This is a genomic window from Edaphobacter paludis, assembly GCF_039993895.1.
Lineage (GTDB): Bacteria > Acidobacteriota > Terriglobia > Terriglobales > Acidobacteriaceae > Edaphobacter > Edaphobacter paludis.
The window spans coordinates 2,312,831-2,328,509 of the sequence record NZ_CP121194.1 but is presented as its reverse complement, the minus strand read 5'-3'; the positions used below and the strand labels follow the sequence as shown (position 1 = coordinate 2,328,509).

At 55.3% G+C, this 15,679-nt stretch carries 10 protein-coding genes and 1 tRNA gene; 5 read left to right on the top strand and 6 right to left on the bottom strand.

The window, feature by feature from the left end; genetic code table 11:
• Positions 1–63: 63 nt before the first annotated feature.
• On the bottom strand, positions 64–1,737 hold the full coding sequence (locus tag P4G45_RS09620; protein ID WP_348266263.1) for a trehalase family glycosidase: 1,674 nt from the start codon (positions 1,735–1,737) through the stop codon (positions 64–66).
• 323 nt (positions 1,738–2,060) lie between these two features.
• Here P4G45_RS09620 and mak point away from each other — a divergent pair, with 323 nt between their 5' ends.
• Entirely contained in the window at positions 2,061–2,975 is a 915-nt protein-coding gene (gene mak / locus P4G45_RS09615) for a fructokinase (protein WP_348266262.1), read from the top strand.
• A 287-nt stretch (positions 2,976–3,262) separates the two neighbouring features.
• A tRNA-Asp gene (locus P4G45_RS09610) sits at positions 3,263–3,339 on the top strand.
• Between the two features lie 22 nt (positions 3,340–3,361).
• Here the strand turns inward: P4G45_RS09610 and P4G45_RS09605 are convergent.
• Both P4G45_RS09605 and P4G45_RS17045 read right to left on the bottom strand, forming a co-directional pair.
• Positions 3,362–4,621, bottom strand: a complete 1,260-nt coding sequence (locus P4G45_RS09605) for a site-specific integrase (protein WP_348266261.1) — start codon at positions 4,619–4,621, stop codon at positions 3,362–3,364.
• Positions 4,618–4,818: a helix-turn-helix domain-containing protein gene (locus P4G45_RS17045; RefSeq protein WP_373695307.1), complete on the bottom strand. Its 201-nt coding sequence runs from the start codon at positions 4,816–4,818 to the stop codon at positions 4,618–4,620. The genes P4G45_RS09605 and P4G45_RS17045 overlap by 4 nt, the downstream gene beginning before the upstream one ends.
• A 419-nt stretch (positions 4,819–5,237) precedes the next feature.
• On the opposite strand from P4G45_RS17045, the gene P4G45_RS09600 reads away from it, so the two are divergent.
• On the top strand, positions 5,238–6,173 hold the full coding sequence (locus P4G45_RS09600; RefSeq protein ID WP_348266260.1) for a LysR family transcriptional regulator: 936 nt from the start codon (positions 5,238–5,240) through the stop codon (positions 6,171–6,173).
• A gap of 255 nt (positions 6,174–6,428) precedes the next feature.
• Here P4G45_RS09600 and P4G45_RS09595 read toward each other — a convergent pair whose 3' ends face one another.
• Positions 6,429–6,725 carry a hypothetical protein gene (locus tag P4G45_RS09595; RefSeq protein WP_348266259.1) on the bottom strand — a complete coding sequence of 99 codons (297 nt, stop codon included), beginning with the start codon at positions 6,723–6,725 and terminating at the stop codon, positions 6,429–6,431.
• Between the two features lie 358 nt (positions 6,726–7,083).
• Between P4G45_RS09595 and P4G45_RS09590 the strand changes: the two genes are divergently transcribed.
• On the top strand, positions 7,084–7,560 hold the full coding sequence (locus P4G45_RS09590) for a hypothetical protein (RefSeq protein ID WP_348266258.1): 477 nt from the start codon (positions 7,084–7,086) through the stop codon (positions 7,558–7,560).
• 110 nt (positions 7,561–7,670) lie between these two features.
• A complete protein-coding gene (locus P4G45_RS09585; RefSeq protein ID WP_348266257.1) occupies positions 7,671–10,667 on the top strand; it encodes a hypothetical protein in 2,997 nt (998 codons plus the stop codon).
• 301 nt (positions 10,668–10,968) lie between these two features.
• Here the strand turns inward: P4G45_RS09585 and P4G45_RS09580 are convergent, their stop codons facing one another.
• Both P4G45_RS09580 and P4G45_RS09575 read right to left on the bottom strand, forming a co-directional pair.
• On the bottom strand, positions 10,969–14,178 hold the full coding sequence (locus tag P4G45_RS09580) for an error-prone DNA polymerase (RefSeq protein WP_348266256.1): 3,210 nt from the start codon (positions 14,176–14,178) through the stop codon (positions 10,969–10,971).
• The gene (locus P4G45_RS09575) at positions 14,171–15,679 is read right to left on the bottom strand and encodes a DNA polymerase Y family protein (protein WP_348266255.1); all 1,509 of its coding nucleotides are present in this window, start codon (positions 15,677–15,679) and stop codon (positions 14,171–14,173) included. The genes P4G45_RS09580 and P4G45_RS09575 overlap by 8 nt, the downstream gene beginning before the upstream one ends.

Sequence of the window (15,679 nt, the reverse complement as noted above, 5' to 3'; positions counted from 1 at the left end):
GCTTAACGCCAGTCCGCACCGATGAACACCAATTTAGATTTTTTGAACGCTTTCAGTATATTTCTATTGGCCTAATGTTTTAGCGGTCTTCTTTTTGGGGTGAGGCAGAAGGTCGCTCATCTGCAGGTAGGCGGCGTTGGTCCAGCCGAAGCCTACGGCGTTGCTCTTGTAGCCAGTGGCGACCTCGACGTTTGCGGAGCCGCTGACTACGTTGTATTTTTCGCGGATGGTACCGTCCCGCAGGAAGTTCTGAAGAATGGTCTGCGAGAATTCGTTGGCTGTTCTGGAAGCGTCACTAGCGAAGCCATATTGCGAGAGGCCCTTGATTGCGAGCCAACTCGTGGGAGCCCAACCGAAGGGGAGATCCCATTGGACCCCGGAGTTGTAGTCGCTCATGGCAATCCCGCCGGGGTGCTCGAAAAGTGAAAGATGATGGTCTATTGCGACGGCTTGCTCGCGGCTGGCTAGGCCTGCCCATAAGGGATAGAACGTTGTGATGTAGTTGTAGGTCGAGCGTTGATGCGTGGTGAAGTCATAGTCATAGAACATGCCTGTGGCGGGGTTCCAGAGATATTTATTGATGGCATCGCGTCGGGATGTAGCGCGGTGTTCCCACTCTGTGGCTTCGGCGGGGCGGCCAAGCAGCGTGGCGAAGTGGGCCATGTCGCGTTCGTATTTATAGAGGAGACTATTGAGGCAGACGGGCGCGTAGTGGTCAGTCGAACCGCTGAAGGGACCGAAACGAAAGCTGGGGTCGAAGCCTGACTCCCGCATGGCGCGATCGCCACTGTAGAAGGCGCTGGTGAGACGGTGACCACTGACGTAGGCGCGGGCACAGATCCTGGATGCAGTGATGTCGCAACTGGACCTTGCAAGGGCGGCAGCCTGGGCCTGGGTTGGGTGCTCAGAGGCGTCGATGAGATAGCCGGTGTGGATGTCCGGGTGCGCGAGCAACCAGCGGATGACGTTGGGATAGTAATCGCTGTCGTCGGCCATCTCGGGGACGGGGCCTTCGCCGATGTCCTTGTAGCGGGCGAGGCCGGTGTCGCCGGCGCGATGGACGGGTGATGTCCACAGAGCATAGTCGCGTTGTGCGTAGCTGTAGGCTTCGGCGAGCCATGCTTTCGAGAGAGGCTTGTTGTCAGGGTGCTCATAGACTTCGCGGATCATCGAGGTAAGAAACGGAGGCTGCGAGCGAGTGAAGAAGTAAGTGCGGTTGGCGTTGAGGATGGCGCCGTAGTTCTCAATCTCATAGAAAAAGTTTTCGACCATGCCGCGAGCGAGATCGGAGCGATGATCGTGCACGAGGCCGAGGATGATGAAGTAGCTGTCCCAGCCGTACATCTCGTTGAAGCGACCGCCGGGAACGACGTAGCGGTTAGGTAGATATAGGAGGCCCTCTTTGGGAATTTCACTGACCTTGACGTCGCCCATGCGTGTGATCTTTCGCGGCAGTCTGCGCACCTCCACATTACAGAGTTTCTGCATGGCGGCGACGGGAGCTGGCGTTGTGAGATCGGCAGGAAGATACAGGATTGGGGCGGTCGTAACCTTGGGATCGACCAGCGATTTGCAGTCGGTCATGGAACGGGAGAGAGTGTCCCAACTGGTGTGAATGTAGCTGAGTATTTTTGCATTTGAAGCTGCGTCAGTGGAAGGTGTCTGCGGGCTTGCGCTGCGAGGAAGAAGGGCCGCTGCAGCAAGCAGCAAAATTCCGATTGGGTTGAGATGTCTCATGGTTGGCCTTTGAATGTTAAAGATGATTCGATGGGAACGGGTAAAGTGTTCGGCACTTTTCGTCATGATCAATTCCCGCCTCCAGAAGACCGTAACACTTTAGCATTCTGGTACGAGTTTTATCGGAGAAGAACATTTATTGGGGCAGCGTAACTTGGTTGGTGCACCGTTCCAGGAGTTCTATCTCAAATTTCTGGAGATGATGAAGTTAGAATTCATTCTCGATAGATTGAAATGCCATGTACTCAACGTTTTTCCCAGAGTAAGGTTAAGTTGCAAATTTAATAGGCCACGGAAAGCTGCAAGTGGCGGATGAGAGTGGTATGACAAATTTAGAGATGCGTATCGGCGTTGATCTCGGCGGAACAAAGATTGAGGCGCTCGCGCTTGACAAGACGGGAAGGGAATTGGTCAGACATCGGGTTGCCACTCCGCGAGACGATTACGATGCGACGATTGCAGCCATCGCTGGATTGGTTCGACGCATCGAGCGAGAAATGGGGCAAATCGGGACTGTGGGGGCGGGTATACCGGGCTGCATCTCTCAGGTGACAGGGTTGGTAAAGAACGCCAATTCGGTATGGCTGAACGGGAAGCCCCTCGACCGGGATCTGTGCCATGCGCTGGAGCGCGAGGTGCGCGTGGCGAATGATGCCAACTGTCTTGCTGTCTCCGAGGCTACTGATGGTGCTGCGACGGGGAAGAGATTGGTTTTCGGCGTAATTCTGGGGACGGGATGCGGAGGAGGTATCGCCATTGACGGTCATGTTCATGACGGACCGAACCGGATAGGCGGGGAATGGGGACATAATCCGTTGCCGTGGGCCCGACCTGAAGAGTTGCCAGGGCCGGACTGCTATTGCGGGAAGCGGGGATGCCTGGAGAAGTGGATCTCGGGGACTGGAGTGGCGTGGGATTACAGGAAAACGACAGGCAGGGAACAGACGACGCGGGAAATTATGACGGCCTATGAGGCCGGGGATTCAGACGCAGCAGCTACGGTAAATCGGTTCGAGGATCGGCTGGCCCGGGGATTAGCCCACGTGATCAATATGCTGGACCCGGATGTTTTGGTGTTCGGAGGAGGATTGTCGAAGGCGGCGCATCTCTATCGGGACCTGCCTGCAAAGGTGCTCCAATATGTGTTCGGTGGCGAAATGGCTACCCCGATTTTGCCGGCGAAGTATGGTGATTCAAGCGGCGTGCGAGGAGCAGCGTGGCTGTGGCCTCTGAAATAGTGCCGTGTGAATCTATCACCTTGCCAACGTCACGGGATGGTCCGCATAAGAAGGTTTTAAACCTTACCTCACAGCTGAATTTTCGCTGGAGCCTCCGAGTCATACACCAAAACCTCGCTTCATCTGATAGACTTTATCTTGTCGTTGCGTTGGTGATTTTGGTTTTCAATTCGGCATCCAATGATGCCCGATATTGAGTTCAAGGTGACGATATTGGATCAGAGCGAGAAGAGTGAAGCTGTGAGCTCTCTGTTCCAAGTAAATAACCAAGTTGTTGAAAACAACGTGGGGACGTAGCTCAGTTGGTTAGAGCGCTGCCCTGTCACGGCAGAGGTCGCGGGTTCGAGCCCCGTCGTCCCCGCCATAAACCAAAGAAAATGAATGGTTTATGGCACAGTGACAAAAGTATTTGAAGCCCGCGAGGGTGCTGAAGGGTGCTGAATGATTTCAGCGCCCTTTTTGCTGCCCGGTAGTAAAGGCGTTCCCTGTCGCGAGGGTGCTGGCGAGGGTGCTGAATTTTGGCCTTTTCCGGCCTCCAACACCATCTCCATGACTTTATTGTTGGCGTCGCGCTTGTTCGCGGAGATCGCTCGCGTGTACACGTCGAGCGTGATCCGGGAGTTGGCGTGACGAAGGAGTTCCTGTGCGGTCTTGAGGTCAACTCCTGCCGCTCTCAGGTTGGTTGCCAGAGAGTGACGGAAGCTGTGCCAGCCGATCACCTTGTCCGTGATTCCCGCTCGAACGAGAGCCGGACGGATGACCTTCTTAAGCACCATATCGGGCGTGATGGGCTTCTTGCCCTCCAGCCGTACAGACGGAAAGAGGAAGTCTCCGTCGCTGTTGTACGGCGAGACTCGTCTCCATTCGTCGAGGTACTCAATTACGGATGCGTGGAGCGGAACCGGCTTGCGGCTTGCTTCGGTCTTCGTGTCTCCGAAGTGATTGCGGACGCAAGAGCGAACGACATTGATCTGAACCAGGAACGGATCAATGTTGCCCCATGTCAGCGCAACCAGCTCCGACCTTCTCAGCCCTGTGCTTCCGGCCAGCATCACCATCGTCTTTTCACGAAGGGGTAACTGTTCGATCAGGGCCGCGAATTCACCGGGAGTCAGAACATCCGGCTCCCGCAGGCGCTTCGCGGAAGCCCGAACCTTGCTGATGGGATTCCGGTTGATCCACTCATGCCGGATGGCATGGTTGAACAAGGCCGACATGATGTTTCGGATTTTGCTCTTAGTGGCAGGAGCGTAATCAAGAGTATGCAACCACTCCTCGACTTCCACGGTCCGAACGTCTGACAGATGCTTGGCTCCCCATTTGGGGCCGACATGACGAGCCAAATAGATCGTCGTCGCCTCGATGGTGGCGTATGCCTTCTTGTCTGCCGTCAGTTCGTGTTTGAGATAGTGGGCTATGAGGTCCGATACCGTTTCCGGCACCCTGACCCCGGTGTTGATGTTGGCGCGAAAGGAAGCCACGGCTTTTTCCGCATCCCGTTTCTGGGGCATCTCTGCCACAGTGCCGAGAGTGCGTTTCTTGTAGGTGCGCGTCCCGCTGGACTCGTCATACCAGCGAAACACCCACACATCCGGGCCGCTTTTGCGCTTCAGCTTCAAGATACTTCCTTGTTGGAAACGGCTCATGCAGTTCTCCTTGCATGAGCGTTGATGGCTGTATCCATTGTATTAGCGACAGGCTTCTTGAGGGGTGTTCCGCGCTCTGCAAGCCAGGAAATCAACTCGGTCTCAATGAAGCGCCACAGCCTTCGTTTCCCTTCGCCGAGAGGGTGTGCGGGTACCTGACCAAGGCGCGCCCAACGCACAAGAGTTCGGCTATCCATTCGGAGAACCTCTGCTGCTTCATCAGCGTTCAGGAAGTGTTTACTGCTTTTGTACACGGGGTCTAGCGCAGCTCTTCCGTTCGCGATAGGCTCATCTGTGTTGAGAGTATGTGGTTCTCCCGATAGCGTTCTTGAGTTGAGTTGCGCGTCGGTCATTGAGAAACCTCTGAAGTGAGAATCCGTTCTCGTACCCTCAAACTTCTTCCCGACACTCCAAACTGTCCAATGAAATTCTCGCTGATGGCTATTCCAAGATGGAATAGTTCAAGATTCGTGGCGGCTTAGATTTTCCGAGCTTCGCAAGACTTCTAACTTGCTTCTCCACGTTCATTCCATAGGCAACCTCGCCCCGGATCACTCTGCATCGAATGAGAGTTGTGTTTGCGCGGTCTTAGTAGTGGTTTCTTCCGTGAGGGGCCATGGCTGATCTCGACACAAAATGGTTGCGTGCTGCGGTGGTTCTGGCGGATGAACTCAACTTCTGCCGCGCAGCGCAAAAACTCCACATCGGACAATCGACCCTAACGAAACAAATACATGCACTGGAAAACTTCCTAGGCCTAACGCTGTTCGTTCGGGATAGCCGCAAGGTTTCACTGACGCCAGCGGGTGAGAAGTTCGTCCCAGAGGCTCGAATAGCCTTGCTGCATACGGAGCGCGCAATTCAAATTGCCCGTGAGGCAGATCGAGATTGCGAGATTACTCTTCATATTGGCAAGTCGCCGTATACCGACCCGTATCTCCTGAGCAATCTGCTTTCGTTTCGGTTGCCGCTTTTCCCAAACCTCAAGATCAAACTGTGCAGCAAACTCGCCGCTGATCTCTCTCACGATCTGCTCAACGGAACTCTGGACATGGCCTTTCTTACTGGGATGCCGGAGACTCCGCGCATCAGTGCTGCAACGGTCTCCGATCAACCATTCTTCGTCGCCATGTTGGAAGATGATGATCTCGCGTTAAACCCGGAAGTGGATCACAGTCACCTCGCAGGCGTCTCTTGCATATTGTTTGAGCGACACGTCCATCCGACGCTCTACGACGCGCTATGCAAGGCCGCGAAGCCGGCGACGAAACCCGGCACGTCGATCCATCACGTAATGACCGCCGAAGATGCTTCTCAATTCGTTTTGCGAGGGCTCGGCGTAGCGGTGCTTACCCAAGCTGGAGCATGGAGAATCGCCCGCAATGGCATCACCATACGGCCGCTGTGCATTGCTGGACTGAGACTGGAGACACGACTCGCTTGCAGGTCTGACAGCCAAGGGCGCGTTGTCAGTGAGTTCCTGCGGGGCTTTGTGCGTCGCCTGAAGGAACGGACGAATGCCAAGCAGCTTCGTTTAGGTCTTGCCCATTAGCTATTGTTCTGCGGAAGAATCAGGATACGGAGCGGTCCGATGTGCGAGCAAACCTTGCACTCGATGACCCCTGTGATGTTCACGTCCTCATTGACTTCATCAGGACGGAAACGGGTTTCACATTTCTCGCAAACATGGACTGCTTGCAGCCTCGTAGACGTTTGAGGGGCGTGATTCTCCATATGGCCCGACCTCATTCAGTCAAATTACATACCGCTACTCCATTAGAACCCGATAACAACCCCTGTGTTGCCCTCATGCGACCGGATGAACCGGTCGCACGAAGGTTGCGGTGAGTAGGGGGATCGTAGCGATGTTGTCGGGCTGAGACTGCGCCTGAATAACGAGCTTTACACGGGTGCCTTTCTGGAGAGGCTTGGCAAAGTGGCCCTGCTTGCCCCAGGCTACGACGTTGTAGTGAAAGGCCTGAAGGTTCCGGTCGGAGATGATGGAAACCCCAAAGGCAGTGTACTTGCGACCGTTCTTGGAAGTGCGGCTGATGGCGGGGTTGCTGACGGTGCCGAAGAGGGTGATGGTCTGTTGGGTCTGCATGGTATTTCTCCTTTTGCCCGGTCACTCGGGACACACATCCCGAAGGGGCGCAAAGGTGCGCTGCTCCCAAGTCGCGGCATAGCCGCGTTGCCAAGAGAAGAAGTTTTTGGAGTGGGGACCCGGAGCTTGCGAGGGGGGAGGAGTCCAAAAGCCGGAGGGTGCGGTACGCGAGTTCTGAACGCAGAGCCGAAGGGCGCAGCTCCTGCACCGAAGCGGTGGCCGAGTGAGTGTGCAAACAGGAGATCGTGCAAACTCCAGAGGAGCTCGTTCCATCAAGAAAATTACCACTCGTTGCAGATTTTTTACGGGCGCGTCGCCTACAATTGCACTGATCACAACCAATTATCAGGAGGACAGGATGCCCGAACCGAGAAAGGATCAATACCTTCGCGCACTTCTCTTCGCCGTTCTATCAATGGCTCTCGCTTCGTCAGCACACTCGCAGGACCTCGTACATGTCGATGGCGTCACACCGGAATGTGTCCACAACCAGAGGTATCAAGTACAGCATCCAGGCCCTGGAACTCTTTTTCCGACGCCACAGTATGGCTACTGTAAGGGCACAATCCAGAACAAATGTGCGACTTCAACAAATGTTGCCGTTTCAGGCACTTTCTACCAAGAAATACCTAACGCCTGTGTTGGAACGTTTACGTCTTGGGCTGACTTGCAAGCGCAGCAAGCAACTAGCATCTCCGACCTTAAGCAGCAATTGCAAGAACAACTGAATATTTTGAAGGCGGATATCAAGAGACTTTCAGATGCGAATGATGCACTGACCAAGCGGTTGAACGACGCCGAGGCCAGACTGAAAAAGTTGGAGCAACCCAAATAGCTCGAACCCTCGGGTACCGTGTTCCAGCAATCGAGAGATTAGCGCCCGAAAGGGCATAAGAGATCGCGTCATCAGTCAAAGTCCTCTCTTTGTTGCGCCAGGAGAACAGAATGCGATTCCGCAATCCACAGCAGCACCATCTTTCAATGAAGAGATGGTCTCGCACCGTTGACTCCAAGATTGCAGTAAGACGCTGGACCGCGATCATCCTGCTTTCAATCCTTGTCCAACCAGCGCAAGCTGTGGGGAGCACCGATCCAACGGATGTTGCCACCTCAGCAATTGAATTCGGTGGGAGCGTAGGTAAACTTCTGTGGGTTTCGGTTAACGACCATCGGGCCGTGACCCGGTCTGACGCCAATCGTTACATGTCACTGGCCGCTCAGGTTAAGGAACAGATTGATCTCGGACGAGCGAGTTCTTCGCTCGTCAAAGCCAATTTCAATGTCATCGGAACGACGCTGGTTTATGGAGCCGCCGTTGATCCCGAGCCTTTATCAAAAGCTGTGAGTGGGGTGGCAGCATGGGGTGCAAAAAAAACTGGGGATGCGATCGGGCAACTAGTTATTGAGCAATCCGAGAACCAGGCGCGAGCGATCTTGGCTCAAGGTCTCAAGAATAGTGGTTTGACCGACGTTCAACTCAAGAGCATGACAGCCGACGATTTACGTTCAAGAGTCGGTGATCTGAAAGTTGGGGGACAGACGCTGCGCGAGACTCTCAAAGATGACCCCGGAAGTTTAGATATGCTCCAAGCAAATGCAACCGATATCGCGACCAATATTGGGGTCGAAGCGCTGGCCCGCTCCGAAGGAACAGCATCAGATGTAAAGACGATCCAAAAAGAACTCGCCAATACGAAAAAGGAAATCGCTGATTTCCAAGATCAAGTAAATACTCACCTTGACGCTATCAACACAAGACTATCCAGTGTCGAGGATGCAACGAACTTGGCAAACCAGAAGCTAGATGCTTTGCGATCACAGGTGCAAGGCCAGTCCAAGGCGATGCAGACGTTGGCCCAGATATCCTACTCTGGCTGGTCGACGGAGCAAAAGCTACAAGCCGTAGAGGGTGGCCTTTTCCCCGAACTGACAACAGAGCAAAAGACTGCACTCGCGACGAGCCTAAAAGCAGATCAAGCACGAGAGAACGCCATAGTCGATCTCCAGCAAGCTGCTCAGGATTTCGGAAACCTCGCAGCCATCGCTGGTCACATTGGGCTTCCAAGCGATATTGTGACGGGCTTACAAGGTGCGCAGATAGTCGCGACCGGAGTCACCAAGTTCGCGACGGGGGACATTCTTGGAGGGCTTTCAAGCATTACTTCACTCGTTGGGCTGGGTGCCCCTGACGCTGAAGCCGTGCACTACGCGGCAATGATGAAATATCTCGAACAGCAATTTGCTGAGGTAAATAAGAAACTCGACAAAATCATCGATCTCCAAGTCCAAACACTTAGGGCGATAGCCACACTCGCAGATGAGCAAAAAGAATTTCGGAAAGAGGTGCTAGGCCAACTTGATAGGATCGAGAGCATCGTTTTAAGAAATGAGAAGCTTACCCAAGCGGTATTACTAAACCAATGGCAAAAATGTTATGCGCTAATTAACGGTACTAGTCTAAATGGTCAATTCACGATTCCGACACGCGATGTTCTCGTGGGCGTCGTTGGCAATCCAAATATCAGTGACTACGCCACACACTGCTATTCCCAAATGGCAGGCTTTCTGGATGCCTATGTAAAACCGGCTAAATGGTCAGGGCAAATCATCGATGCGGACAGCTTCCCAGCTGATGCCATCCCAGCCGATCCGACACTTCAGAGTAGCTGGTCGGCCTTCCAGTCACAGCGTATCAATACCTATAAGACAGCAAGGGACTTTGTTTTCCAAGCTTTATCGCAATCTTCTGTACCGCCCGCCGCGATACTTGCGCGATTCTCGCAGCCTGTAGTTGACACTTCTTTTGCCGATCAACTAAGCTCTGCCATCGATGCGCCCGCAACCGCTAACAGGCTTAGTTCGTTTAAATGCAATGAGAGTGATGTGCTCTCGCCACCGCTGCGGGATCTGCTCTGTTTTGGGATCGTACCCGGTGCCGCCAACCCTCCAGCGAGTAATCGCTGGCAAGATATGCTTGGTGCTTCTCTGATCGGTCCATACTCTACGGGCTTGATAGATACCGGGATCGCGCTATCGACTATCGTTGATTTCTCCAGAAATGATGGACGCGGAACGTTTGTATTTGTGAAGCCGAAAGTAATCGAGAACTTTTATAGGGACGGCTCCACTCCACAGCTTCGCCAAGCACTTGAGGAGCATAAGGGGGCAGATTTACTCACAAAGATGCGCTGGTTGACTGAAGGCTATGTTCTACAACAGAGTGTCGCTTATGGCGACTACACCGCGCAATTGGTAGAACGATCTCTTTATGATCCATCCACTCGATCTCTCAATACAGACCCAAAGGTAATGACAGATGTTGTTAAGCAGAAAGCACTCTTGGCGATGCGTACTAATCCGACTCTCGCTCGGAATGTCGTTTTGTTAGCTATGAGACACGCAATCGCAGACTCACTAGGAGGTATGGATAAGGCGGAGGCGGAACAGTTCAGGCAGACATACTATGCGCTCGCACTCACAGCATTTACCGGCCCTCAGGCTTGCGGCGGCTCAACATACGCCCGAGAAAAGCTTAGCGAGATGTTTCCCAGTTGGCGCTTTGAATATTGGGTTACGAGTGATCAGAAAAAGCAGGACCCCTCCCTAGATAAATGCTCGACGGAGTTCTTACCGGACGCCGCTGGTCCTGCTCCACAGCTTCCAGCACGAGGGTCTGGAGTTGGGGTTTCATTGGCCGATTTTTATGTGCTAGCTCCATCCCCGATTGAACTCTCAACTGGTCAGTTTGAGCAGTCGGACAGCCTTCGACTGGCGCTCTCATATCGTGATCACCTGAATCAAGTAATCATAGACCGCGACATCGGTTCAACGGTGAGAAGCGTTGCGGGTTCTGACGCGGAAGCGCAGGCGGTTGTTGGAACACTTGCTTTCGAGCTTTTGAATGAAGGGTGGGGTTGGCAGAACCGTATCAAATCTCAATAATCACGCCTTGTGGAGCATGAGTCTCGCGATGAGATCAGTGGTCTTACGTCTGTCATTAGGAAGGCTTTTTCTCGTTCGCGAATACCGCCGGTCAAGCTTTATCAATAAGCGAACGCTCGATCTCTTCCCAGACGACGCGAACGAACTCGACGCTATCCCGGACTTGCTCCCGCAAGGGCACAGTATTTGCACTGATGTACTTCTCCTGTCGTAATCGGAAAGCGGCAATACGGCAGGCATTCTCCAGCCACCAGTCTTTCGGAGGCTGGGAGTCACCCGGCGATGTCATGTGTTCGCTCATTTAATGGAAGTCGTGGGACTGCGTTGGGGCTGCGGTGACGTTCAGTTCTTCAATGTGCCTGGCTCGGATGTGAATGACCTTATCGACGTTTTGCAGCGTTCCTTCGACCAGCAGGAAGCGGGCATACGTGACCAGTGAGCGGTTCCGCTCGTATAGCTCGGGGTCGATGATTGCGTTCGAGATGCCGGTTTCATCTTCGAGGGAAAGAAAAATGAAGCCGTGGGCTGTGCCCGGTCGCTGTCTGGCAATGACGCAGCCGGCGATACGGGCTTTGACTCCGCGGCGAAGCATACGAAGGTCGTCGGCGCGGCAAACGTTCATATTCCGTAGCTGGTCGCGGCAATGTGCCATCGGGTGACGGCCTACCGTGACACCGGTACCCGCGTAGTCGGCAACCATGCGCTCCTCGGGATTCATGGCTTCCAAGGGCGAAGTCTGCTCCTCGTCTTGATCCAACGATTCAAGAAGCGGCCCTGCCTGCCGCCCCGCTCTTTGGACCTGCCAAAGCGCATCTCGACGATGCGAAGCTTCGCCGATCGAGTTGAGAGCACCAACCTCGGCAAGTGTGGCGAGGTCCGCGCGGGAGAGAGACGGTACCCGACGCGCGAGTTCTTCGATGGAAGCGAAGGCTCGTTGCGCTCTCGCGGCCTCAACTTCCAAAGCGGCGGTCTCTCGAAGGCCACGGGCAAAGCGAAGGCCAAGACGGAGCGAAAGCGAACCGTCTTCTTCGCGCTCTAAGGTACACGGCCAACTCGACCGCATCACGTCGATAGGCCGCACTCGAAGTCCGTGGCGCTGCGCGTCCTTGACGAGGACAGCGGCGGAGTAAAACCCCATCGGTTGGTTATTGAGGATCGCGGCGGTGAACGCGCCGAGGTAGTGGAACTTGAGCCATGCACTCGCGTAAGCGATGAGAGCGAAGCTGGCCGCGTGGCTTTCAGGAAAACCATAGAGCGCGAAAGAGCTGATCGACTGAATGATCTCCTCTTGGGCGGTAATCCCCACTAGGTTCTTGTCCATGCCTTCGCGGAGCTTAATTTCTAATGCCCGCATCTTGTCCGCAGAGCGACGGCTACCAAGAGCACGACGCAACTCTTCCGCCTCCCCGCCTGTGAAGTCCGCGATGGTCATGGCGATGCGAAGCAACTGCTCTTGGAAGAGCGGGACGCCTAGAGTCCGCCGTAGCACTGGTTCTAAGAGAGGGTGCGGGTAGGTAATCTCCTGCCTGCCCTGCCGCCGCTCCATATAAGGATTCATCATCTTGCCGACGATTGGGCCGGGGCGGATGATCGCAACCTGCACCACAAGGTCATAGAACTTGTCGGGATTGTTGCGAGGAAGCGAGGCCATCTGTGCCCGCGACTCGACCTGAAACAATCCGATGGTGTCGGCCTTGCGGAGGGAGGCGTACACCTGCCGGTCGTCGTGGGGTATCTGCGCGATGTCTACCGTTTTGCCGTAGTGTTGCGGGATGAGGTTGGTGCAATCTTTGAGGACGGCCATCATGCCGAGGCCCAACAGGTCTACCTTGATGAGACCCATGTCACTGACATCTTCCTTGTCCCATTGGATGACGTTGCGGCCTGGCATACTTGCCGGTTCTATCGGTACGACGGAGGCGAGCTGGCCCTGCGCAATAATCATGCCTCCTGAGTGCTGCCCCAGATGGCGCGGCAAGTCGAGCATCCGAATCGAAAGCTCAAGGTACTTGGCGATGCGAGGATGCGCGAGGTCGAATCCGGCGACGCGAAACTGCTCCTGCATCGTGTCGGTCGCGCCCTTCCACTCCCATGCACTGACGAGCCGGGTAAGGCGAGTCAGTGTGTCTTCATCGAAGCCGAGTGACTTGCCAACCTCGCGGGCTGCTGACTTTCCGCGATAGGTGATGACGTTGGCGCACATCGCGGCTCCCAACTGGCCATATCGGGTATAGACGTACTGGATCGCCTTCTCGCGGTCTTCTCCCGATGGAAGATCCAGGTCGATGTCCGGCCACTCGCCGCGCACCTCGGAGAGAAAACGCTCGAAGAGCAGGTCCATCCCTACGGGGTCAACTGCCGTAATCCCCAGCGAGTAGCAAACGGCGGAGTTAGCGGCGGACCCTCGGCCCTGGACGAGGATTCCGTTCTTGCGGCAAAACTCTACGATGTCCCACACGATGAGAAAGTATCCAGCGAGTCCCAGCTTTGCAATGAGTGCAAGCTCTCTGGCTACTTGCTTCTCGGCTCGCTTGCGAAGGCTGGCGCTGCTCTTCACACCGTAACGATTAGAAACTCCCTCCATCGTTCTCTTGTTGAGAAAGCTGTCCATCGTCTCGTCGTCGCCAACCGGGTAGAGCGGAAACTGATAGCCCATGTCCTTCATCTCGAACTGGAGGCGCGACGATAGTTCGCGTGTCTCAGCGATGGCCTGGGGAATGTCTCGGAAGAGCACGGCCATCTCCCGAACTGGCCGTAGGTGACGGTTGACGTTGTGCTGCAAGAGCAGGCCTGCGCCATCAAGCGACGTGTGGTGCCGAATCGTTGTCAATACATCAAGCACTTCTCGCTCGAAGGCGGTCGCCATGTTGACGCCGTTTGTCGCAAGAATAGGAAGATGAAACTCGCGCGATAGTGAGACTGCGGCATCGTTACGGGCTTCCTGTTCGCGGATACGATGACGTTGGAGTTCGACGTACACATTCTTCGGGCCAAAGGTCTGAATGAGCGACCTGAGAACTCGCCGCCCTTCGTCCATGCCTCCTCTTTCGAGAGCTGCGGCAAGCGGTCCTTCATCGCCACCGGTCAAACAAACCAGCCCTTCACTCCGCTCATTGATCTCGCGGAGCGTAGCGACGCCCTCACCCTTTGTCTTCTGTCTGAGCTTGTATCCGGTGATGAGCTGCGAGAGATTGCGATAGCCTCTCTGCGATTCGCAAAGCAGGCTCAGCCGCACCGGTCTTTGAGGGATGGTGTGCGGTTGCCACTCGGCCGGTTGTACCTGCAATCCAAGATCGCTCACAGAAACCTCGGCTCCGACGTGAGAGCGCAGCCCCAGCTTCTTTGCGGTCGTGTAGAGCCGTGGCGCTCCGTAGAGGCCATCGCGGTCGAGTATGCCGAGAGCCGACATTCCGAGTTTGGCGGCCTGCTCTACCAGAGCCTCAGGTAGCGAAGCTCCTTCAAGGAAGGAAAAGGCAGAACGGGCGTGGAACTCCACATAGTCCTCAGTCATACACACCTGCGATACTCCATGCTCTTGGTGCGCGTTCATAGCGGAGGCGCAGAGCGTATAGAGGCTGCACAACGACGGCATCCCATTCGTCGGCCTCCCAAGTCCGACCGTCCCACCAATAGCCGCTCGACTGCCAGGGGCCTTTGACTTCTGCGAGGTCCAATCGTCCGCCCTGCCAGAAAAGAAGTGACGGTGTTCCGTTTTTCAAAGACACCCGGACGGGTTGGGCCGGACGGAATCTGCGGAGTGCAAGGCATGACGACTTCGAAGGGGACGAGCCAATGGCGAGGACACTTGGACGGAAGGATGTCATCGTGACTTCATCGTCGCGATGGCTGTTGCATAGCTCCGCTGCACCTACGTTGTGGTCGCCGGCAATCGAGCGAAGTCTTGCGAGCAAGATGTCGAGCTTATCCGGCTCCGGGAATTGGGCTTGAAAGAGGCCGCGCTGTGCCGTCTGCGGACGCGCGGCCTCTGCGGTGAGCGTCACGCCAAGGATGGCGGCTTGTGGCGGGTGGCTCTGCAAATCCAGATTGAGCAGCTTGAGCAAGAGGTCGCGGCTTTGTGTAGCGATAGCGGGGCGGATGTGCCGCTCATAGGCGGGGGCCTTCTCCAGTTGCAACGCAAGGGTGAGACTACGCAAAGCGTAGGCACGTTCGACGGCGGAGCGCATGATGCGTTCGAGCATCGGCGACACAACGAATAGCAGCGAGTCCAGCAGGACGAGCGGCGTATCGAGTATCGCGGTTTCGGAGAGGATAAGGTCTGCTTCTTCCGGGACAAGCAGATGATCTTCCGTGCCACGAGCGAGACGTTGCAGGCGTCTCGCTTGCTGTCCGATACGACTGATAAGCGAAGTCTCGGGCAGTGCGGCAAGCTCTCCCAACGTTCGTATTCCCCATCTGGCAAACACCGTCAAAGTGGCATCGTCGCAGCGGAGCAATGCGATGGGCAGCGGGGCAAGTCGCTTTTCCAGATCAAGCGTTTGTACGCAAATTACTCCGGCATGAGAACGAGCGAGTAGCAGACTTGCTTCCGCGTTGGAGCAAGTAGCAATGCTGCAAGGAAAACCTGCCGCCTCAAGCTGAGACTTCAGCCTCCGGGCGTACTGTTCTGCGGTGCCGAATAGCGTCTCAGTGCCGGTACGATCTATTAGCAGCGAGACGGATAATGTGTGGGCCTGGGCATAGCTGTTGAGTGGACCGGATAGAGCTTCGATTCGTGGGGAAAAGCGCTCGGCAATCTCCAACACGTCTTCAAAGTTTGCAGTCTCCTCAGCGATGGAACGATTGCGAAAGAGCATCGGTCCTGTCGCCTCAGCTTGAACTTTGCTCATGCCACGCGAGACGCCCTGACCTCTGGCTGCGCGGTTGATGGAGACAACGCGCTGAAGCGGGGCGATGCCCTCGATGACGGCGAGGGCGTGGGAGCGTGCGGCGGCGTCCGATCGCAGCCATGCGACTACCGGAAACTCCGGTATGTGGATCGCGGCGTATTCCAT